The 18,040-nt window shown below is 71.9% G+C and carries 22 protein-coding genes and 1 riboswitch; of the genes, 13 read left to right on the plus strand and 9 right to left on the minus strand.

From position 1 onward, the window contains the following. The first annotated feature begins 94 nt into the window (after positions 1-94). A complete protein-coding gene (locus tag CITRI_RS20335) occupies positions 95-1,729 on the plus strand; it encodes an LssY C-terminal domain-containing protein (RefSeq protein ID WP_237709080.1) in 1,635 nt (544 codons plus the stop codon). A 43-nt stretch (positions 1,730-1,772) separates the two neighbouring features. Here the strand turns inward: CITRI_RS20335 and CITRI_RS0114130 are convergent, their stop codons facing one another. After that, entirely contained in the window at positions 1,773-2,042 is a 270-nt protein-coding gene (locus CITRI_RS0114130; RefSeq protein WP_010145560.1) for a DUF3253 domain-containing protein, read from the minus strand. Between the two features lie 91 nt (positions 2,043-2,133). Further along, a complete protein-coding gene (locus tag CITRI_RS0114135; RefSeq protein WP_010145561.1) occupies positions 2,134-2,670 on the minus strand; it encodes an aminoacyl-tRNA deacylase in 537 nt (178 codons plus the stop codon). 78 nt (positions 2,671-2,748) lie between these two features. Here CITRI_RS0114135 and CITRI_RS0114140 point away from each other — a divergent pair, with 78 nt between their 5' ends. Together CITRI_RS0114140 and CITRI_RS0114145 are read left to right on the plus strand one after the other, a co-directional pair. Continuing rightward, complete coding sequence (locus CITRI_RS0114140) at positions 2,749-3,279, plus strand: DinB family protein (protein ID WP_010145562.1); 531 nt, start codon at positions 2,749-2,751, stop codon at positions 3,277-3,279. 150 nt (positions 3,280-3,429) lie between these two features. Then, a complete protein-coding gene (locus CITRI_RS0114145; RefSeq protein ID WP_010145563.1) occupies positions 3,430-4,143 on the plus strand; it encodes a DUF899 family protein in 714 nt (237 codons plus the stop codon). Positions 4,144-4,176: 33 nt separating this feature from the next. Here CITRI_RS0114145 and CITRI_RS0114150 read toward each other — a convergent pair whose 3' ends face one another. Then, on the minus strand, positions 4,177-5,373 hold the full coding sequence (locus CITRI_RS0114150) for a hypothetical protein (RefSeq protein ID WP_010145564.1): 1,197 nt from the start codon (positions 5,371-5,373) through the stop codon (positions 4,177-4,179). A 176-nt stretch (positions 5,374-5,549) separates the two neighbouring features. Beyond that, positions 5,550-6,266 carry a LysE family translocator gene (locus tag CITRI_RS0114155; RefSeq protein ID WP_010145566.1) on the minus strand — a complete coding sequence of 239 codons (717 nt, stop codon included), beginning with the start codon at positions 6,264-6,266 and terminating at the stop codon, positions 5,550-5,552. Positions 6,267-6,497: 231 nt separating this feature from the next. Here CITRI_RS0114155 and CITRI_RS0114160 point away from each other — a divergent pair, with 231 nt between their 5' ends. Next, positions 6,498-7,334: a class I SAM-dependent methyltransferase gene (locus CITRI_RS0114160; RefSeq protein ID WP_029139361.1), complete on the plus strand. Its 837-nt coding sequence runs from the start codon at positions 6,498-6,500 to the stop codon at positions 7,332-7,334. Between the two features lie 11 nt (positions 7,335-7,345). Here CITRI_RS0114160 and CITRI_RS0114165 read toward each other — a convergent pair whose 3' ends face one another. Then, positions 7,346-7,690: a hypothetical protein gene (locus tag CITRI_RS0114165; protein ID WP_010145568.1), complete on the minus strand. Its 345-nt coding sequence runs from the start codon at positions 7,688-7,690 to the stop codon at positions 7,346-7,348. A 154-nt stretch (positions 7,691-7,844) separates the two neighbouring features. Next, positions 7,845-7,943: riboswitch (glycine riboswitch) on the minus strand. A gap of 198 nt (positions 7,944-8,141) precedes the next feature. Here CITRI_RS0114165 and CITRI_RS0114170 point away from each other — a divergent pair. The 7 genes from CITRI_RS0114170 to CITRI_RS17960 all read left to right on the plus strand — a co-directional run bounded on the left by CITRI_RS0114170 (position 8,142) and on the right by CITRI_RS17960 (position 13,753). Then, a complete protein-coding gene (locus tag CITRI_RS0114170; RefSeq protein ID WP_010145569.1) occupies positions 8,142-8,789 on the plus strand; it encodes a phosphoribosyltransferase in 648 nt (215 codons plus the stop codon). Between the two features lie 107 nt (positions 8,790-8,896). Next, a complete protein-coding gene (locus CITRI_RS0114175) occupies positions 8,897-9,508 on the plus strand; it encodes a dihydrofolate reductase family protein (protein WP_010145570.1) in 612 nt (203 codons plus the stop codon). Positions 9,509-9,511: 3 nt separating this feature from the next. Beyond that, entirely contained in the window at positions 9,512-10,081 is a 570-nt protein-coding gene (locus CITRI_RS0114180) for a dihydrofolate reductase family protein (protein ID WP_010145571.1), read from the plus strand. A gap of 103 nt (positions 10,082-10,184) precedes the next feature. Next, a complete protein-coding gene (locus CITRI_RS0114185; protein ID WP_010145572.1) occupies positions 10,185-11,993 on the plus strand; it encodes an ABC-F family ATP-binding cassette domain-containing protein in 1,809 nt (602 codons plus the stop codon). Positions 11,994-12,006: 13 nt separating this feature from the next. Next, positions 12,007-12,555 (plus strand): maleylpyruvate isomerase N-terminal domain-containing protein, encoded by a 549-nt coding sequence (locus CITRI_RS0114190; RefSeq protein ID WP_010145573.1) that lies wholly within the window; start codon positions 12,007-12,009, stop codon positions 12,553-12,555. Positions 12,556-12,720: 165 nt separating this feature from the next. Continuing rightward, the gene (locus CITRI_RS0114195; protein ID WP_010145575.1) at positions 12,721-13,125 is read left to right on the plus strand and encodes a phage holin family protein; all 405 of its coding nucleotides are present in this window, start codon (positions 12,721-12,723) and stop codon (positions 13,123-13,125) included. A gap of 40 nt (positions 13,126-13,165) precedes the next feature. After that, positions 13,166-13,753: a potassium channel family protein gene (locus CITRI_RS17960; protein ID WP_040386540.1), complete on the plus strand. Its 588-nt coding sequence runs from the start codon at positions 13,166-13,168 to the stop codon at positions 13,751-13,753. A gap of 32 nt (positions 13,754-13,785) precedes the next feature. Here the strand turns inward: CITRI_RS17960 and CITRI_RS17965 are convergent, their stop codons facing one another. After that, complete coding sequence (locus CITRI_RS17965; RefSeq protein ID WP_237709081.1) at positions 13,786-14,013, minus strand: DUF1269 domain-containing protein; 228 nt, start codon at positions 14,011-14,013, stop codon at positions 13,786-13,788. A gap of 216 nt (positions 14,014-14,229) precedes the next feature. Here CITRI_RS17965 and CITRI_RS17970 point away from each other — a divergent pair, with 216 nt between their 5' ends. Beyond that, complete coding sequence (locus CITRI_RS17970) at positions 14,230-15,171, plus strand: hypothetical protein (protein WP_010145578.1); 942 nt, start codon at positions 14,230-14,232, stop codon at positions 15,169-15,171. A 190-nt stretch (positions 15,172-15,361) separates the two neighbouring features. Here CITRI_RS17970 and CITRI_RS0114215 read toward each other — a convergent pair whose 3' ends face one another. Beyond that, positions 15,362-15,988, minus strand: coding sequence for an alpha/beta hydrolase (locus CITRI_RS0114215; protein WP_010145579.1), 627 nt, complete (start codon positions 15,986-15,988; stop codon positions 15,362-15,364). Further along, the gene (locus CITRI_RS19825; protein ID WP_192807916.1) at positions 15,985-16,125 is read right to left on the minus strand and encodes a hypothetical protein; all 141 of its coding nucleotides are present in this window, start codon (positions 16,123-16,125) and stop codon (positions 15,985-15,987) included. Before CITRI_RS19825 ends, CITRI_RS0114215 begins: the two co-directional genes overlap by 4 nt. 300 nt (positions 16,126-16,425) lie before the next feature. Between CITRI_RS19825 and CITRI_RS0114225 the strand changes: the two genes are divergently transcribed. Continuing rightward, positions 16,426-16,935, plus strand: a complete 510-nt coding sequence (locus CITRI_RS0114225) for a MarR family winged helix-turn-helix transcriptional regulator (protein WP_010145580.1) — start codon at positions 16,426-16,428, stop codon at positions 16,933-16,935. A gap of 152 nt (positions 16,936-17,087) precedes the next feature. On the opposite strand, the gene CITRI_RS0114230 is transcribed toward CITRI_RS0114225, so the two are convergent. Beyond that, positions 17,088-17,540 (minus strand): DoxX family protein, encoded by a 453-nt coding sequence (locus CITRI_RS0114230; RefSeq protein ID WP_010145581.1) that lies wholly within the window; start codon positions 17,538-17,540, stop codon positions 17,088-17,090. Positions 17,541-18,040 lie beyond the last annotated feature (500 nt).

Consider the following 18,040-nt stretch of genomic DNA (forward strand, 5'->3'; position numbering starts at 1 on the left):
CGGCCCCGGCGTCGAGCGAGGGGTGCAGTGGCCCGCGGCGACCGATAGGGTGACCGCACGGCCCCGAGCCGGGGCCGGCAGGGCCGGCCAGACCATGGACACGCAGAGCAGCCACCGGATGTCTCCCGACGGTCCGGAACCGTCGGGACACCACAGCGCCCGCGCCACCGTCCTGCTGTGGTGCCACCGGGTGGTGCGCCTGGTGGTCACCGCCCTCGTGGGCCTGGGCGTCTACCACCTGGTACTCGAGGAATTCGACACCCATGGCCGCCTGGTCTGGGGGTTCCTGCTCCTCTGGGTGCTCTGCGCATACGTCCTGCTGCCGCAGCTGAACCGCGTGCTGGCCCGGGTCTACGTGCCCGACTACTTCATCGGCAGGGCCCGGACGGCCGATGGGCTGCTGGGAGACCCGGTCAACCTGGCCGTCCTGGGGACGGCGGAGCAGTTGGCCGCGGCACTGCGCGCGGCCGGTTGGACCGCCGCGGATCCGCTGAAGCTGTCCACGGGGTGGGGCATCACCCGGGCGTCCCTGCTCCGCCGCAGTTACCCGGCGGCCCCGGTGAGCCCGTTGTTCGTGTTCGGCCGCCGTCAGGACCTGGCGTTCGAGCGCGAGGTGGCGGGCAGCCCAGCCCAGCGGCACCACGTGCGGTTCTGGGCCTGTCCACCCGGCTGGACGCTGCCCGGTGGCTTCGACGCCGACCTGGTCGGGGCCGCCACCTTCGACCGCCGGGTGGGGCTGTCCCTGTTCACCCTGCAGATCACGCACAAGGTGGCCGAGCGGACGGACGAGGAACGGGACCTGGTCGTCGCGGCGCTGCGCTCGGCGGGCGCCGCGGTCCACGTGGTCAGGCACTTCACCACGGGGTATCACGCCCGCAACGGGGGCGGGGACGCGATCGAGACGGACGGGGACCTGCCCATCGTCGACCTGCGGACGGTCGCGGTGCCGGAGGCGTCACCCCTCGAGGCCCCGCCGGCGGGGGAGCCCCGGGGGGCGACCGGGTCAACGGTCGTCGCGTCCCCGTCCGGTGAGGCGCGCACGAGGGCCCCGGTCAGTCCGGCACGAGGCGGGTCGCCGGCCGAGCGACACCGGAGCCTGTTCGGCTCGGGGACGTCCCTGGACCGGATGGTCTTCTTCAGCGACGCGGTGTTCGCCATCGCCATGACCCTGCTCGTGCTGGAACTGATCCTGCCCGGTGACCTCGACCCGCAGCAGGTCGACCGGGCCCTCGCGGCCCACCTGCCGGAATTCCTCGCCTACGTGCTGAGTTTCACGGTCATCGGGACCGCCTGGATGAATCACCACCGCAAGTTCACCGTCATCCGCCGGTACGACGTGCGGTTGCAGTGGCTCAACCTGGCGTTGCTGTTCCTCATCGCCCTGCTCCCCATGCCCACGAGCCTGCTCAGCGACTACGGCGGGAGGACCTCCCCCTGGCCCGTGGTGCTCTACGCGGTGGTGACGGCGGGGGTGTACATCACGTTGAGCCTGATCTGGCGGCATGCCTGGCGGGCCGCGCTGATCGCTCCCGAGGTGGACGCCGAGCTGTACCGGTACGTGCTGCACGGCGCCTGGCCGGTGCCCGCGGTCTTCCTCGGCAGCGTGCCCGTGGCGTTCGTGAGCCCGGAACTCGCGGCGTACTCGTGGCTCCTCCTCGTGCCGGTCCTGCCGACGGCGCGGCGGTTGCGACGCCGGAACGCGGGCCTGGCGGAACGGGAGTCGGAGTGAGCCAGGCGGCCTGAACGCACCCGGCCGGTGGGTCCTGGGGGCGTCAGGCCCGGCGGATCCTGATGGGTCCGCGGGCCGCGGCGAGGTCCACCACCTCGCCGCGCTGGGTGATGACCACCTCCCCGGCCTCCACGAGGCCGGCGGCCGCGGAGCGGGCCTCGTCCATCAGGGGGCGCCAGTCGTTCCCGGGGCCGGCCACGGCCCGGGCCGCCTCGCTCGGGCAGATCGTGGCACCTTCCCGGCGGCGCGAGAGCAGGTCGAGGATCGTTCGCCGGAACTCCTCGTGCGGTGGAACGTCCTCCTGCGGGCTCACGACCCCAGTCTCCAGCACGTCCGGGGCGGGGACCAGCGATGCCGGTCCGCCCGCCCCCGCTCCGCTCGCCGCCACCCCGGCCGGCCGCCCGTCACGGTCTCCTCGTGCTCGGCCGAGGCGTGCGGGACGCGCTTCCGGGCTCCGGCTCGGTCACGTCGGCGACGTCGGCCGCCAGGACCGCGATCAGCGCGTCGGCGTCGACGGTGACGGCCGCACCCGGTGCGCCGGCGCCGATGGAGACGGTCCGCCCGCGCAGGGTGAGGTCCGCGACCACGGGCCAGGCCGTCGTCGAGCCGAAGGGAGTGATGCTGCCGCGCGGATAACCGGTGGCCGCGCGGGCCTCCTCGGCCGAGGGCATCGACAGGCGGTTGACGCCCAGCGTGGCACGCAGCTTGGGCCAGGCGATCGCGCGTGTGCCGGGGACGAGCACGAAGACGTAGTCACCCTCGCCGCGTCGCACCACGAGCGTCTTCACCAGGTGGTCCGGCTCCACCCCGCGGGCGGCGGCCGCCTCGGCCAGGGAGGACACGGGGCCGTGCTCGGTCAGGGTGTACTCGATGCCGGAGGCGTCGAGGGAGGGCAGTCCGGCGGGCCGGCCCGTGGGCCGGCCGGTCTCTGGGGTGCTCACGCTGTCAGCGTACCCAGCGCTGGACCCGGCACCTCGGCGCACCTCGACGGGGTTGGACCACGGGTGCAGGATGGGGGCATGAACTCCCAGGCACCTGCCCCTGCCCCCGGCGACGACCGCGACTGGACCTTCGTCGTCACCGACGGTTGCGACGAGTGCGGCTTCCGGCCCTTCGATGCGGCCGAGACGGCCCGGCGGATCAGCGCAGGCACGGAGCGATGGCGGGCGGTCCTCGAGCGTCCCGACGCGGCGCAGCGACCCTCGGAGCAGGTGTGGTCCCCGCTCGAGTACGCCTGCCACGTGCGGGACATGGTCCGGTTGCTGGGCGAACGCGTGAAGGCGATCCGTGACCAGGAGGCCCCGGAGTTCGCCGACTGGGACGGGGATGCCATGGCGGTGAAGCTCGCCTACTGGGCAGCGGACCCCGGCACCACGTGGGAGGACCTGGGGCGGACCACGCGCCGCACGGTCAGCGTCCTGGAATCCGTGCCGGCCGGGGCCCGGGACCGGACGGGCCGCCGCTCGGACGGGGTGGAGTTCACCGTCGCCTCACTCGGCCAGTACATCGGTCACGAGATGGAGCACCACCTGCACGACGTGCGCGGCTGAGCGGCGGGCCCGCTCCGGGCCGGGCCGGAACCGACCCACCCCGCCGACCGCATCCCGCAGGAACGGAGATGCCCGGTGGGTCACGCCCGGCCTAGCGTGGTCCCATCACCGGGACCGCGGTGGCCCCGGCCTGAACCCAGGAGGGACACCATGTCCGTCACGGAATCGGTCCAGCACCAGGACCGGGCTCCCGCCCTGCCGCGCGTCGTGGACCGGGCGACGTGGCAGGCCGAGCTCGACGACCTGCGGCGGCGGGAGAAGGCGGTCACGCACGAGCTCGACGCGATCGCCGCCCAGCGGCGCCGGATGCCCGCGGTGAAGCTGCCCCCGTACACGCTGGAGGGAGCCTTCGGCCCGATCACCCTCGCCGAGGTCTTCGAGGGCAAGCGCCAGCTGATCACCTACCACCACATGTGGGAGCCCGGCGCGGAGTTCCAGTGCGGTGGCTGCACCTACTTCACCTCGCAGTTCACCCGCCTGGACTTCCTCGACAACTACGACGCCCGGTTCGTGGTCGTCACGCAGGGTCCGATCGACGAGGCACTCGCCTACCGGCGCAAGGTCGGGAACCAGATGACCTGGTACTCGACGGCGCACAGCGACTTCGGGGCCGACGTCGACGCCCCGCCGGGCGGTGGGTTCGCGCTCAACGTGTTCCTGCGCGACGGTGCGGACGTCTACCGCACCTGGCACACCACCGGGCGGGGGATCGAACAGTTCTCCCCCGCGTTCGCACTGATCGACGCGCTGCCCTACGGCCGGCAGGAGCAGTGGCAGGACGTGCCCGAGGGGTGGCCGCAGGGCGAGACCTACGCGGGATGGCCGGACTCCCCGGACATCGCGCGCTGGTACGGCCGGGGGTGACGCGCAGCGGCCAGCCGTACCCGGCCGTCGCGGTCACCCGGGGGCGGGCAGCCAGCTGCGGACCACCCCACCGTAGGTGCCCGGATCGGGCGGTTCGATCTCGCGCTCCCGCACCCCGAGCACGGCCGTCCAGGCCTTGTGGACCAGGTCGTAGTCATCGGCGTCCGCGGTCGTCTCCCCCGGTTCGCGGTAGGTCATCCACCGGTCGCCGCCGGCGTGGAAGACGTTGAGCAGGTAACGGGTCCCGTCCCGCACCTGCAGGTCGTTCTCCGCCGTGCACCCGTACTGGCGCAGGGAGTCCACGAACTCGGCCACCAGGTCGAGTTCGCCCATCTGCAGGACGGGATAGAAGTTCTCCCGGTGGAAGTCGTACACGGTGGGTGCATCCTCCACGTAGATCGGGTACCGATGATTGCCCGTGGGGATGTAGGCGATGTGCGTGGCCAGGTATGCCGTCTCGATGAACGTCCCGTCCTCGGCCCCGTCCGGGAACTCCGCGGCCCCGGGCAGCGGATAGTCCTGGAGGAAGCGCCATGCCCTGGCGGGGAGGTCACGGGCCTCGGGCGGCACGTCCAGGCCGGGGACGACCTGTGCCTCGATCAGGAGCAGGGTCCAGATCACCAGGTCGAAGGCGTCCTCCAGGGAGGCCTCACCGGAGGCGAGCATCGGCTCGTAGTCGAGCTCCATCGCGGCGGACAGCGAGTCGCACCGGGTGAGGGCGGCGTTGGCGAGGTCGACCATGTGCCCCACGCGGGCGTCGTTCGCCTGGTACTGGTTGTGCGCGTGGAGGGCCAGCGGCAGGACGGATCCGTAGTCGGAACACGGGAGCGCCCCCGGATCGCGGGCCAGGAAGGGCTGGACCAGGTCCGTGAGGTTCTCCCGTGCGCCGTCGCGGGCCATCTGGTCGACGTCGGCGGTGTTGGCGCTCGCGTACGTCACCTCGATCAGGGAGGCCACGGAGTCCTCCCAGAGGTCCTCGGCGGCCCCCGGCCGCCGTTCGTAGAGGTCGACCATCTCCTCGATGCCCCTGCGCACCGAGAAGGCCGCCTCCCCGGACTCGGTCGCGGACCAGGCCTCTGCCACCAGGGCCTGCTGCACCGTGCCGGAGGGGCGCCAGCCCTCGGGCATCCGCCCCGGGTCCAGCACGCAGTGCGAACTCTCCGGCGCCGAGCAGGACGTCAGCAGGACCAGGGGGAGCAGTGACGCGATCCCCGCGCGGGTCCGTTGCACCGATGGACCTCCTGTCCAGGCCCCCCGGCCTGACCGCTGGCTCCCCGCGCCGGTGGTCCGAGCGCGTGATTGCACCGCAATGTACTCCTCCCGGCGGTTCCCCGCACCGGTTCATCGGGAGGCTCGTGGACGTGGTTCAGACACCCCGGCCTGCAGCCGACAGCACCGGCGGACGGTCATCCACGGGCGGCGGCCGGGGCCGGTCCGGTGAGGGCGTCCGCCAGCAGGGTGCCGCCGAAGCCCATCAGCACCAGGCCGGTCACCCGGTCGATGGCGGCCAGGGACCGCGGGCTGGACAGCCAGCGGCGCGCGTAACCGCCCCCGATGATGAGCACGGCGAACCAGGTCATCGTCAGCGCGGCGTGCACCCCGGCCAGGGCCGCACCCATCACCAGGGGCGAGACGCCGTCGGGGAGGAACTGCGGGATGGTGGCGATGTAGAACACGCCGACCTTGGGGTTGAGCAGGTTGGTGCCGGCACCGGTCAGCCAGCCGCGCCAGGGAGGGTCCGCAGCCACCGGGGAGCCGGCGCCCCAGCCCCCCGGTTCGTCCGGGGAGGCCGCACCCGTCACGGCAGCGTCCACCGGGTCCCTCCCGGTGCCGCGGAACGAGGACCAGATCATCGACGCACCCAGCCAGAGCATGTACGCCGCCCCGGTGACCGTCAGCACGCGGTAGGCGAGCTCCGAGGCCGCGAGCAGGGCGGAGACCCCGACGGCGGCGGCGATGCCCCACACCACGGCCCCGGTGGCGACCCCGGTGGCGGTGGCCCACGCGTAGGCGCGGGACCGGGTCAGCGAGGACCGCAGCACCAGGGCGGTGTCCAGTCCGGGCACCAGGGTCAGCAGGCCGGCCACCACGGTGAAGGCGAGCAGGGCGTCCAGGATCGTCACCGATCCAGTGTAGTCAGGGAGGGTCACCGGGCAGGAGGAGATCAGGGGGTCCCCGGCCCCCGTCCCGGCGCTTCCCCGGGCTCAGTCCGCGGGGCGGACAGCGCCTCGTTCCTGTCTGCCGGACGCCCCCGGTGGGATACTGGTGCCGCATGACCCGCCACCGGTGGGTGAGCGTCCCCGCCCTGGCGAGCCGGCCGTCCAGCACATCCCAGTGACTCCGGAGAATCCGTCATGAGCCAGACAGCAAGCCAACCCGGTGCCGACCGCGAACTGAAGTCCAGGCACCGCACCATGTGGGCCTCGGGTGACTACCCGGGCATGGTCGAGACGTGGTTGCTCCCCCTCGGGCCGAGACTCGTCGAGGCCGCCGGCGTCACCTCCGGCCAGCGCGTCCTGGACGTCGGCGCCGGCACTGGCAACGCGTCCCTGCCGGCAGCGGCCACGGGGGCGAGGGTCACCGCCGTCGACCTCACTCCCGAGCTGCTCGACGCAGGACGGCTGCGTGCAGAGGCGCAGGGGTTCGACCTGGAGTGGGTGGAGGCCGATGCCGAGCACCTGCCCTTCGAGGACGCCTCCTTCGACGTGGTGATGTCCTCGATCGGCGTGATGTTCGCCCCCCACCACCAGGAGGCCGCCGACGAGCTCGTGCGCGCGTGCCGGCCCGGTGGGACGATCGCCCTGCTGAGCTGGACGCCCGAGGGCGTGGTGGGCGGGCTCTTCCGCACCATGAAGCCCTTTGCCCCGGCGCCCCCGCCCGGAGTGCAGCCGGCGCCGCTGTGGGGCACCGAGGAGCACCAGCGCGCCCTGCTGGGTGATCGGGTGGCGGTGGACTCCGCCAGCCGGGGCATCCTCGAGGTCACCGCCTTCGGCACGCCGCGCGAGTTCGCCGAGCATTTCAAGGCGTCCTACGGCCCCACGATCACCGTCCGCAAGAACGCCGAGCGCGAGGGCCGCGCCGAGGAGTTCGACCAGGCGTTCCAGGCCTTCTTCGACGAGGCGAACGTGGGGACCGAGGACCAGGCGCGCTTCGAGATCGAGTACCTGCTGACGGTGGCCACCCGGAGGTAGCCGATGCCGGCCTACCCCGGGACGGTGACGTTCCGGATGGTCATCTCGACGGTGTCGAAGGTGAGGTCGAGCATGGCCTCGAGCTGTTCCCGGACGCCGACGACCACCTCCGTGGTGCGGGTGACATCGGCGTGCGGGGACAGGAAGCACTCGATCCACAGTCGCGGCGCGCGCCGGGGGCCGTCGATGCGGACGAGGGCGTCCTCGACGTCCCGGTGTGCCATCAGTCCGGTGGCCGCGGCCTGGGCGATCTTGGCGCACCGGTGCTCCTCCGCGGCGCCGGCGCCGGTGGGGCGTCCGGCCAGGGAGGCCTCGCCGCCCGGGGCGAGACCAGGGCATGCACGTGCATTCGTCATCCGGGGAACTCCTGGGGTCTGCGATCGTTCTCGCGTCGTCTGTAGATTCCTCCCCGATCTGTTGCACGGCCTGAGAGTTTCCATCCCACCCGGGCGGGGCGGGACTTGCTCCTTCGGCGAGCACGGTGAAGACCGCGCTACTTTCCAGATGTGCCTCGGTGCGGCGGTGCGGGGGCCTGAGAGTTTCCCGGGAGGAATTGCTCCTACGGCGCCCGACCGGTGGTGCCGGACGGGACTCTCCCGCCACACCTCAACGGCAACGGCTATTCTCGTGTGATTGCGATCACAGTGTAGTCAAACATATGCTTTGTATGCAAAATATGGCGTGAATCGCGACAGACAGGGTCATCCCGGCCGTTCTCGTGACCGTCGGGTGTCCGGGGACCCTTCCTGTGCCGCGTCCGGCGCGCCTACGCTGGGGGCGACCCGCAGCCCATCCCAGGGAGGGGACGTGCCGGAATTCCAGGACAGGTACGACGCCGGTGCCCAGCTCGCAGCGCGGCTCGCCCCGCGCTGGGCCGGGCACGCCGACGTCGTGGTGCTGGGCCTGCCCCGCGGCGGGGTGCCGGTCGCGGAAGTGGTGGCCCGGGAACTGGGCGCACCGCTGGACGTGATCATGGTCCGCAAGCTGGGGGTGCCGTCCTACCCGGAGCTGGCGATGGGTGCCATCGGTGAGCAGGGCGTCCGGCTCCAGGACGAGGGCACCATCCGGCACTTCGGGGTCACGCAGGAGCAATTGGCGCTGGTCGAACGCCGCGAGCAGCAGACCCTGGATCGCCGGGCGCTGCTCTTCCGTGCCGGCCGGGAGCCACTGGACCTCACGGGCAAGACCGCGATGATCGTCGACGACGGCATCGCCACGGGTTCCACCGCCCGGGTGGCCTGCAGGGTGGCCCGGGCCCTCGGGGCGGCGCGCGTGGTCCTGGCCGTGCCGGTGGCCTCGCGGACCACCGTGGACTCGATGCTCATGAGCGGTGAGGCTGACGAGATCGAGGTACTGGCCACCCCCCGGGGATTCCGGGCCGTCGGGGCCCACTACCGGGACTTCGCCGCCGTCGACGACGAGACGGTCGCGGCGATCCTGTCCCGCGGCAGCTGAACCCCCGGCCCGGTGCGACCGGGTGTTCCCGGACGCGACGGCCCTCCCTACTGTGGGACGAGGAGAGGGTGCCAGCGACCCCTGCGGCGCCGACGGAAGGACCATCCATGCGCATCGTCATCACGCAGAACATGACCCTGGACGGGCGGATCGAGATGCTCGACGACTGGTTCGATCCCACCGACCAGGACCCGGAGCTGGTCCGGGAGATGCGGTGCCAGACGGCCGGCGAGGACGTGCTGCTGCTGGGCCGGCAGACCTTCGAGGACCTCCGCGGTTACTGGCCGCACCGGGCGGATGACACCACCGGAGTGGCCGAGGCCCTGGACCGGGCGGACAAGCGCGTGGTCTCCTCGACCCTGACCGACCCGCAGTGGGAGAACACGACCGTCATCGGCGGTGACCCCCTCCAGGCCGTCCGGGAATTGCGGCGGCAGGACGGCCGTGACGTGGTCGTCACCGGGAGTATCCACCTGGCGCACGCCCTGATCGAGGCGGCCCTGGTGGACGAGTTCCGCATGTTCACCCACCCGGCCTGGCAGGGCCGCGGGCGCTCCTTCTTCCCGGACGGCTTCGATGCCCCGCGGCTGCGGCGCATCGACGGGAAGGTCTTCCCCCGCGGGGTGGTGTACGCCGCCTACGAACCGGCCGGACTGGCCCACGGTGACGGCCCCGGGGGCACCGCGCTCGCCGGACTCGGCTCGGAACAGGAGGACTGAACGATGGGCAAGCTCATCTACTCGGTGATCGCCTCCCTGGACGGGTACATCGCCGACGAGGCGGGGGACTTCTCCTGGGCCATGCCGGACGCCGAGGTGCACCAGTACGCCAATGACGAGCTGGCCGGCGTCGCCGTCCACCTGTACGGGCGCCGGACCTACGAACTGATGACCCCGTGGGAGAACGACCCGGAACTGGCCTCATCCGCCCCGGTGACCGCCGAGTTCGCGCGGGCGTGGCAGAGGGCGGACAAGGTGGTCTACTCCTCGACGCTGGACAGGGCCAGCACCCGGCGCACCACGCTGGAACGCCACTTCGATCCCGCGACCGTGCGCCGGCTCAAGGCCGAGGCCGCGGGCGACCTGCTGATCGGTGGTCCGACCATCGCCGCCTATGCCCTGCGCGCCGGGCTCGTGGACGAGGTCAGCCAGGTACTGCTGCCGATCGTCATCGGCGGGGGGCTGGCGGTGTTCCCTGCCGGGCTGGGACTGGACCTCGAGCTCATCGGCGAGCAGCGGTTCGCCGGCGGGGCCGTGGCCCTGCGGCACAGGGTGGACCGGATACGGGACTGAGCCGTACCCTTGACTGCCATGAGGTCCTGAGTCCCCTCCGTCCCGCGACCGAGGCTGCGTCCGAGCCGCCCGGCGGGATCCGACCGACCGCACCAGGACCGTCATGACCTCCCCGACCCCTCGTCCCTCGGGACCCTCTGCCGCGGCACGGCTCGCCGCACCCTCGACCGTCGGCGGCGCCGATCACCTCGTGGTGGACGGCGTCTCCCGGTCCTTCGCGGACCGCCGCGTCCTGACCGACATCAGCTTCACCGTCTCCTCGGGCGAGCGCGCCTGCCTCATCGGTGAGAACGGCACCGGCAAGACCACCCTGCTGCGCATCATCGCCGGCCTCGACGACGACCACGCCGGCCGGATCAGCGCACCCGGCAGCACCGGGCTCTATCACCAGCAGCCGGCCTTCGAGCTGACCCTGTCCGTGGAGCAGGTGCTCGCCCAGGCCACCGCGCCGCAACGGCACCTCGTGGAGGAGGTCGCCCGGCTCGCGGAGGCGCTCGCGGTGGGGCAACGGCCGCCCGGTGACCGTCTTGCGACGGCCTATGACCGCGCCCTGGCCGAGGCCGCCCGCACCCGGGCCTGGGACGTCGGGCACGTCGTCGACCGGGTCGTCGAGGGACTGGGCCTGGCCGCGATCCCCCGGGACCGGCGGGCCGGTGAGCTGTCCGGCGGGCAAGTCTCCCGGTTGTCGCTGGCCTGGCTGCTGCTGCGGCGCCCGGACACCCTGCTGCTGGACGAGCCGACCAACCACCTCGACGACCGCGGCACCGCCCTGCTCGTGGACCTGCTCGCCGGTTGGTCTGGACCCGTGCTCATCGTCAGTCATGACCGCGCCTTCCTCGACGAGGCGGCCACCACCCTGCTCGACCTGGACCCCGCCCCGGGGCCCCACCGGGACGCCGACGCGGCCGGTGGGGACGGTGCAGACGGGATCGGCGGGGGTGCCGGCGTGGGCGTCACCCGGTTCGGCGGCACCTACACCCAGTACCTGCTGCACCGGATCGATGAGCGTGCCCGCTGGGAACGGCGCTACCGGGAGGAACAGGAGGAACTGCGGCGGCTGCGGCGCCAGGTGGCGCTGAACCACACGGTCGGCCATGCGGATCGCCCGCCGCGCACCGAGGGGAAGATGGCCCAGAAGTTCTACTCCGACCGCAACGCCACGGTCGTGCGGCGCCGGGTCAACGACGCCGCCACCGCGCTGGCCCGCCTCGAGCGGGCCCAGGTCCGCAGGCCCCCGCCCGTGCTGCGCTTCACCGGCCTTGCCGCGGCCACCGCGGGAGGCGGGCCGGACGGCCGCGGTGGCCGGCCGGCGTCGTCCGTACCGGTGCTGGTGGCCACCGGGGCGGGACTCGCCGGGCGGCTCGCCCCGGTGTCCGTGGCGCTGGGCGCGCGGTCCCGGCTGCTGGTCACCGGGCCGAACGGGGCGGGCAAGACCACCCTGCTGCGGATCCTGGCCGGTGACCTGGAACCCGACGCCGGCTCGGTCTCGGCCCGGTCCGACGGGGCCGGGGGCCGGCCGGTCGGGATGCTCGGCCAGGAACCCAGGACCATGGACCCGGAGGCGACCGTGGCGGAGGCGTACCGGGCCGCCGTCGGCATCGAGACGGCCGAGCGGGTGCCCCTCGGCACGTTCGGACTGCTGACCGCACGCGACGAGCACCAACCGGTGGGCGTGCTGTCCGTGGGGCAGCGCCGGCGCCTGGACCTGGCCATGCTGCTGGCCGATCCGCCGGGGGTTCTGCTGCTGGACGAGCCGACCAACCACTTCTCGCTGCTGCTGGCCACCCGGCTGGAGGCCTCGGTCCCGGACTACCCGGGCGCCGTGGTGATCGCCAGCCATGACCGTTGGCTGCGCTCGGGGTGGCGGGGGGAGCGGCTGGAGCTCAGCCTTCCCAGTGGGCCGGGGAACTGAGCACAATATCCTCATGAGCACACTCGCCGAGACCTGGGGCCGTCATTCCGAACCACTGACCGACGTCATCAACTCCGTCACCGACTGGCAGGCGCAGAGCCCGTGCGAGGGCTGGACCGCCACGGACATCGTGGACCACCTGATGCAGAGCCACCGGGAGTTCATGGGCCGGCAGGGACGCGAGATCCCGCTGGTGCCCGGCACCCCGGCCGAGCAGTGGAACCACCACGTCGCTGCCATGTCAGCCCTGGTCGGCGACGAGGACCTGGTGTCACGGCCCCTGGAGACCCCCTTCGGTGACTCGACGGTCGGCCAGGTGCTCATGGACTTCTACGGGATGGACCTGATCGTGCACCGGTGGGACCTGGCCACCTCCCAGGGACAGGACCACCGGCTCACCGAGGAGGAACTGGCCGAGGTGGACGCCGCCGTGGACGGCTACGGTGAGGCGGCCTATGCCCCGGGCATCTTCAAGAAGGGGGTCGAGGTGCCCGCGGATGCCTCCCGCCAGGAACAGGTTCTCGCCCGGACGGGCAGGACGGTCCGGGCGGACCACCGCTGAACGGCGCCGGGCCGGGGGACCGAGCGGCTGGCCCTTGACCGCGGTCGCCGCCGGGTCTCTCATGGAGTCGTCAGAGGGGTTTGCGCCACATGTCTGAACAGCGGGCCGCGACCGGCGCAAGCCCAGGGGGCCGGGACCCAGGAACAGGGGATCGTCATGATTCGCATGCTGCTTCAGGCCGCCATCAACGTGGTGATGGCGGCCATCGGGCTGCTGCTGGCCGGGTCGCTGATCGACGGCGTCACACTGCAGCCTTCCGGGTTCGTCGTGGCCGTGCTCGTCTTCGTGATCGGGCAGGCCGTCCTGGGCCCGTTCGTGTTCAACATGGCCCGGCAGTATGCCTCGGCCATCCTCGGCGGCGTGGGCCTGGTGTCCACCCTGCTGGCCCTCTGGATCGCGACCCTCTTCCCGGGGGGACTCGTCATCTCCGGCGTCACGGCCTGGATCCTGACCACCCTGCTGGTCTGGATCGTCACGGCTCTCGGGACGTGGATCCTGGGCTACCTCGTGCTCACCCGCTGGTGGGACAAGAGAGTCGAGAAGAAGAACATCCGCCGGGCCGTGGCCTGAACGCCGCCACCCGGCGCGGGCCACGGGACACGGGCCGTCCATGAGCATGCTCGGGGTGCCTGCCGACTGGCGGCGGTTGCGACCGTTGACGCTGCTGCGACCGTTCCTGACCGGGGCGGCCCTGCTGACCGTCTACTACCTGCTGCCCCTGGACCGCGGTGGCAACGTCGCCGGGCTCGTGGTGGGCCTCATCGCGCTGACCGTCCTGGTCATCTGGCAGGTCCGGGCCGTGATGAACGCACCGTCGCCGCGGTTGCGCGCCGTGGAGTCGTTGGCCACCTCGATCCCGCTGTACATCGTGTTGTTCGCCGGCTCCTACTACACGATGTCCGGACGGGACGCCGACGCCTTCACCGAGCCGCTGGACCGCACCGACGCCCTGTACTTCACCATCGCCACGTTGGCCACGGTCGGGTTCGGGGACATCGCCGCGGTCTCGGAACCCGCACGGGCCGTCGTCATCGTGCAGATGGTGACCGGGGTGGTGCTCCTCGGGGTGGTCATCAAGGTCTTCCTCGGGGCGGTGCAGATCGGCCTGCGCCGTGCCCAGGGCGCACCCGCTGCACGGGGCCAGGGTCCCTCGAACCCCGCCGCCGATCCCGATGACGGGGCCCCTCCCCGGGCGTGAGGGAGGGAGGAGGGACTGGGGCGGTGCGGTGGTCACTCCGGGGCGAAGGCCTGCCGGAGCGCGTCCTCGTCCTCACGGCTGAGGTTCGTCTCCACCAGCTCGAACCTGGTGCCGGTGAAGTGCTCCGTCACCCGGTCCATGACCGCGCCACTCGTCAGCAGGAACAGTGCCGACGTGCCCGGGGTGACCGTCTCGCGGATGCGCTTGATGAAGGAGTCGTCGATGCCCACATCGGCCAGGGAGCCGCTGAGCCCGCCCACCGCGGCCCCCACTGGACACGTCTACGGTCCAGAGGCCTGGTTCTCTCCCCGGGGCGTCCGGGCCGGAGGTGGTGAGGCCCGTGGGGCTCCCGGGGCGTGAGGGGCCGGTGTGCGGGGGCGGGCCCTGCCCGGGTTGCTAGTGTTAGCAGCTGGTTGCTAACTTTGTTAACGCAGGCAGGGAAATTGCTGCCATATGCATCAACATAAGGAGACATCATGGCTGCTGACACCAACAACGCCACCACCACCGCCGCCCAGGCCGAGGCCAACGAGGCCGCCAACAAGGCGAACGTCGAGCAGGCCAAGGCCAAGGCCGCCGCCGAGCAGGCCAAGGCCGCCGACGATGCCAAGGCCGCCGCCGAGCAGGCCAAGGCCAACGCTGCCGCCAACAAGGCCAACGTCGCCCAGGCCAAGGCCAAGGCTGCCGCCGAGCAGGCGAAGACTGCCACCGAGTCGGCCGAGACTGCCGCCCCCGCCAAGGCCGCTCCGGCCAAGGCTGCCGCTCCCGCCAAGACCGCCGCTCCGGCCAAGGCCGCTCCGGCCAAGGCTGCCGCTCCGGCCAAGGCCGCTCCGGCCAAGGCTGCCGCTCCCGCCAAGACCGCCCCCGCCAAGACCGCTCCGGCCAAGGCTGCCGCTCCCGCCAAGGCCGCTCCGGTGAAGGCCATCCCGGCCAAGGCTGCCGCTCCGGTCAAGGCTGCCGCTCCCGCGAAGACGGCTGCCCCGGTCCAGGCTCCTGCCCCGGTCCAGACGGTCGCGCCGGTGCGGACCGTTGCTCCGGCCCCGGCCGCCGCCCCGGTCGCGAAGACTGCCGAACCGGCCCAGCAGCAGGCCGCCGAACTCATGGAGCAGGCCACGCAGCGGTTCGAGGAGAACTCCGAGCGTGTGGCCGAGCTGGCCCAGGAAGCCGCTCAGCGCGCCGGGGACAACGCGGAGCGCCTCCAGGAGATCAACTCCGCCGTGGTCGATTCGTCGAAGACCGTCAGCCGTGTCGGTGTGGACGCCTACCAGGTCGCCGCCAAGAACGTCTTCGACCTGCAGCGCCAGATGGTCGGTGCCGCTCGGGTCGCATGGGTCCGCGACGCGGCCACCACCCAGATCCAGTTCGCCGAGGATGTCACCAACGCCTGGGTCAAGGCCGCCCGCGAGCTGCTGAAGTGATGTGAACGGTGCGCGAGTCTGGTCTCGCGTACCGATGCCAGAGGGTCCTGCCGGAATCGGCAGGACCCTCTGGCGTTTCGACGACGGGCCACTGCCGCCGGTCTGGTGCGGCGAGAAGCCTGTGGATCAGGACGTCGCCATCCCGCAGGGGTGGTCCGGTCGACCGCGAGGGGCCGCGGTCGCGTCAGTCTCACAACAGGTCGGAGATCCAGTCGCCGAACCCGGTGATCGTGTCGGAGGTGATGGCGTGGCCACCCGGGTCGCGGCGGGTGGTGGCGGATGCCCCGGACTCGATCAGCAGGAAGTGCCAGGTGCGGTCCAGGAGCTCCCGGGGGATCACCGTGTCCGTCTCGCCGTGGGCGACGTAGACCGGCACCCCGGTCAGCCGGGATGGGGAGGTCGGGACGCCGGCGTCGAAGGGCAACGTCCCGTACAGGATCGCCGCGCCGGCGAACCGCTGGGGATCGGCCAGCAGGAGTCCCCCGGCGAAGGCGGCGCCGCCGCTGAAGCCGACCAGGATCACCGGACGCCCGGCCGGTGCCACGTCATCGAGCCAGAGCCGGAACCAGGCCATCACCTCGTCGAGGGACTCGGCGAGCGGGCGGCCGATGCCGCGGTTGGCAAACCAGGCGTAGCCGCTCCCGGATCGGATCGGGGCACGGACGGCGGCGTACACCGCGCCGGCGGGAAGGTGCCTGGCCAGGTCGATGATGCCGGTCTCGTCGGCGCCGCGGCCGTGCAGCAGCACGACGAGCGGGCGGTCGGCCGCGTCGGGTCCGTGCCAGGTGACGGTGGGGGTGTCGAAGGCCCCGCTCACGTGCGGTCCTCCGCGGTGTCGATGGTGATGCGGCCGGCGGTGCCCACCCCGGCCCAGCGCTCGAGTTCGGCCTCGAGATCGAGGGGCTCGACCGGGGCGGTGTGCTCGTAGGCACCCCAGTACTGCCGTGGCAACATCCACATCAGTTCGAACTCGTTGCCGTCCGGGTCCGCCCCGTAGATGCTCTTGGTGGCACCGTGGCTGGACTGGCCGGTATAGGCGTCGGCCTCGATCAGGGCCTGACGCGCCTGGGCGAGTTCCTCGACGGTGTCCAGTTGCCAGGCCAGGTGGTAGAGCCCGACCCCGCCACGCGTCTTGGGCGCCGCGCCGGGGCCGAGGCCGGCGGTCCAGAAGATTATTTATTGTTGATACAAGTAAGACCGTAGCGCGATAGACTTGTAGGAACAACTATTCGTGCATGGTGATGGGGAGGCGTGATGGCGGAGGAACCGTGGCTGACTGGGGACGAGCTGGCCGCCTGGGTGCGCCTGGTGGCGGTGGTGGAACTGCTCCCGGGGGTACTGGACGGCCAGTTGCGCCGGGACGAGCACCTCATGCACTTCGAGTACTTCGTGCTGGCCATGCTCTCCGAGGCGCCCGACCACACCCTGCAGATGCGGGACCTCGCGGCGCGGACCTATGCCACCTTGCCGCGGTTGTCCCATGTGGTGCGCCGGCTCGAGGAGCGCGGGCTGGTGGCACGCACTCCCTGCCCGGGGGACGGCCGGGCCATCAACGCCTCCCTCACCCAGGCGGGCTGGGCCGCGGTGCGGGCTGCCGCCACCGGGCATGCTGCCACCGTGCGCGAGCACGTCTTCGACGTGCTGAGTCACGAGCAGGTGGGTCAGCTCAAGGACATCACCACGGCCATCCTGTCCCGGCTGGACCCGGACGAGCGCTTGGCCGTCGCGTACACCCGCTACGATGACGAACCCTCCCGGCCCTGAATGCCGTCACCCGGAGGAGTGTGCGGGCGATCGACGCCGGCCCGGGTCGCCCCTGGTCGACTCCTCGACCGTTCCCTTACGCGGCAACGACGCCCGGCATCCGCGGGTGCGGGTGCCGGGCGCCGTCACTGTGGCGTGTCAGCCGTCGTCGCTCAGGCGAGGGCCGCCAGCGTGGGGTTCTGGCTGCGTCCGAAGATCCGGGCGTCAAGGGAGAGGCGGCCGGCTCCGGCCACGGCCAGGGCGGCTGCCCCGGCTGCCAGCACCAGGACGAACTCGTATCCGCCCTGCTCGGCGAAGAGGCCGGCGGGGGCGTGGACCAGGAACAGGGCCCCGAGCATGTTCAGGGTCAGCAGTGCCGCGACCGGACGGACCAGGATGCCGAGGACCAGGGCGGCACCGCCCAGCAGCTCGAGGAAGCCGACGGCGGGTGCGACCAGCTGTGCCGCCGGCACCCCCATCTCGGAGAAGGCCGCCTGGGTGCCGGGGACGGTGTACTCGAAGATCTTCTGCCAGCCATGGGCGAAGAAGACCACGCCGAGGGCGAGGCGCAGGATGGTGCGGGCGAGGGTGGACCGGGTGACGGGGGAGGAAACCTGAGAAGTCATGGAGTCGTTTCTGTTGATCTGTGCACTGTCGGGGCAGCGGCGAGGAGGTCCCGCCACCCAATTGCTTATAGCTTCAACCAATACGATACCCGTCGACTGGTTGTAGCGTCAACTACCGTCATCCTGGCAGTGACGGGGCCCGCGGGGGGCCCCAGGGGGTTTGACCGCCTTCCTCGTCCGGGCGCTTCGGCGGGTGGTGCATCTCTCGTTACCTGCTCCCCTCACCCGGGTGAGCTGTCGGTAGACTGGTCTGGTCGAAGGGGAGTAGTTCCCGCCCGCCCCGTCAGGGGTGGTTGAAGCGGCGCGTCGACATGCTGGCCTCCTTGTATGGGAGGCCCGGCGCCCCACCCGGACCGTGCGTCCGGGCGAGCGAGACCTTCGGCCAGACACTGCTCTGGCCGAGGTGTACCCGAATGGGTGCGGGCATCGGTCGGGGCCCTGCCTTGAGGAACTCGATGCATACTCCGGACGACTCCACCACATCCGCCTCCTCCGTAGAC

This window comes from Citricoccus sp. CH26A, from assembly GCF_000224415.1.
Taxonomy (GTDB): Bacteria; Actinomycetota; Actinomycetes; order Actinomycetales; family Micrococcaceae; genus Citricoccus.

What these genes read in the sequence shown, in the direction of transcription:
- CITRI_RS17960 (WP_040386540.1), top strand. Translation starts at nt 13,166, where the DNA reads ATGAGCATGCTCGGGGTGCCTGCCGACTGGCGGCGGTTGCGACCGTTG.
- CITRI_RS0114230 (WP_010145581.1), bottom strand. Translation starts at nt 17,540, where the DNA reads ATGACTTCTCAGGTTTCCTCCCCCGTCACCCGGTCCACCCTCGCCCGC.
- CITRI_RS0114195 (WP_010145575.1), top strand. Translation starts at nt 12,721, where the DNA reads ATGCTGCTTCAGGCCGCCATCAACGTGGTGATGGCGGCCATCGGGCTG.
- CITRI_RS0114160 (WP_029139361.1), top strand. Translation starts at nt 6,498, where the DNA reads ATGAGCCAGACAGCAAGCCAACCCGGTGCCGACCGCGAACTGAAGTCC.
- CITRI_RS0114140 (WP_010145562.1), top strand. Translation starts at nt 2,749, where the DNA reads ATGAACTCCCAGGCACCTGCCCCTGCCCCCGGCGACGACCGCGACTGG.
- CITRI_RS19825 (WP_192807916.1), bottom strand. Translation starts at nt 16,125, where the DNA reads ATGTTGCCACGGCAGTACTGGGGTGCCTACGAGCACACCGCCCCGGTC.
- CITRI_RS0114145 (WP_010145563.1), top strand. Translation starts at nt 3,430, where the DNA reads ATGTCCGTCACGGAATCGGTCCAGCACCAGGACCGGGCTCCCGCCCTG.
- CITRI_RS0114180 (WP_010145571.1), top strand. Translation starts at nt 9,512, where the DNA reads ATGGGCAAGCTCATCTACTCGGTGATCGCCTCCCTGGACGGGTACATC.
- CITRI_RS0114175 (WP_010145570.1), top strand. Translation starts at nt 8,897, where the DNA reads ATGCGCATCGTCATCACGCAGAACATGACCCTGGACGGGCGGATCGAG.
- CITRI_RS0114225 (WP_010145580.1), top strand. Translation starts at nt 16,426, where the DNA reads ATGGCGGAGGAACCGTGGCTGACTGGGGACGAGCTGGCCGCCTGGGTG.
- CITRI_RS0114190 (WP_010145573.1), top strand. Translation starts at nt 12,007, where the DNA reads ATGAGCACACTCGCCGAGACCTGGGGCCGTCATTCCGAACCACTGACC.
- CITRI_RS20335 (WP_237709080.1), top strand. Translation starts at nt 95, where the DNA reads ATGGACACGCAGAGCAGCCACCGGATGTCTCCCGACGGTCCGGAACCG.
- CITRI_RS0114185 (WP_010145572.1), top strand. Translation starts at nt 10,185, where the DNA reads ATGACCTCCCCGACCCCTCGTCCCTCGGGACCCTCTGCCGCGGCACGG.
- CITRI_RS0114165 (WP_010145568.1), bottom strand. Translation starts at nt 7,690, where the DNA reads ATGACGAATGCACGTGCATGCCCTGGTCTCGCCCCGGGCGGCGAGGCC.
- CITRI_RS17970 (WP_010145578.1), top strand. Translation starts at nt 14,230, where the DNA reads ATGGCTGCTGACACCAACAACGCCACCACCACCGCCGCCCAGGCCGAG.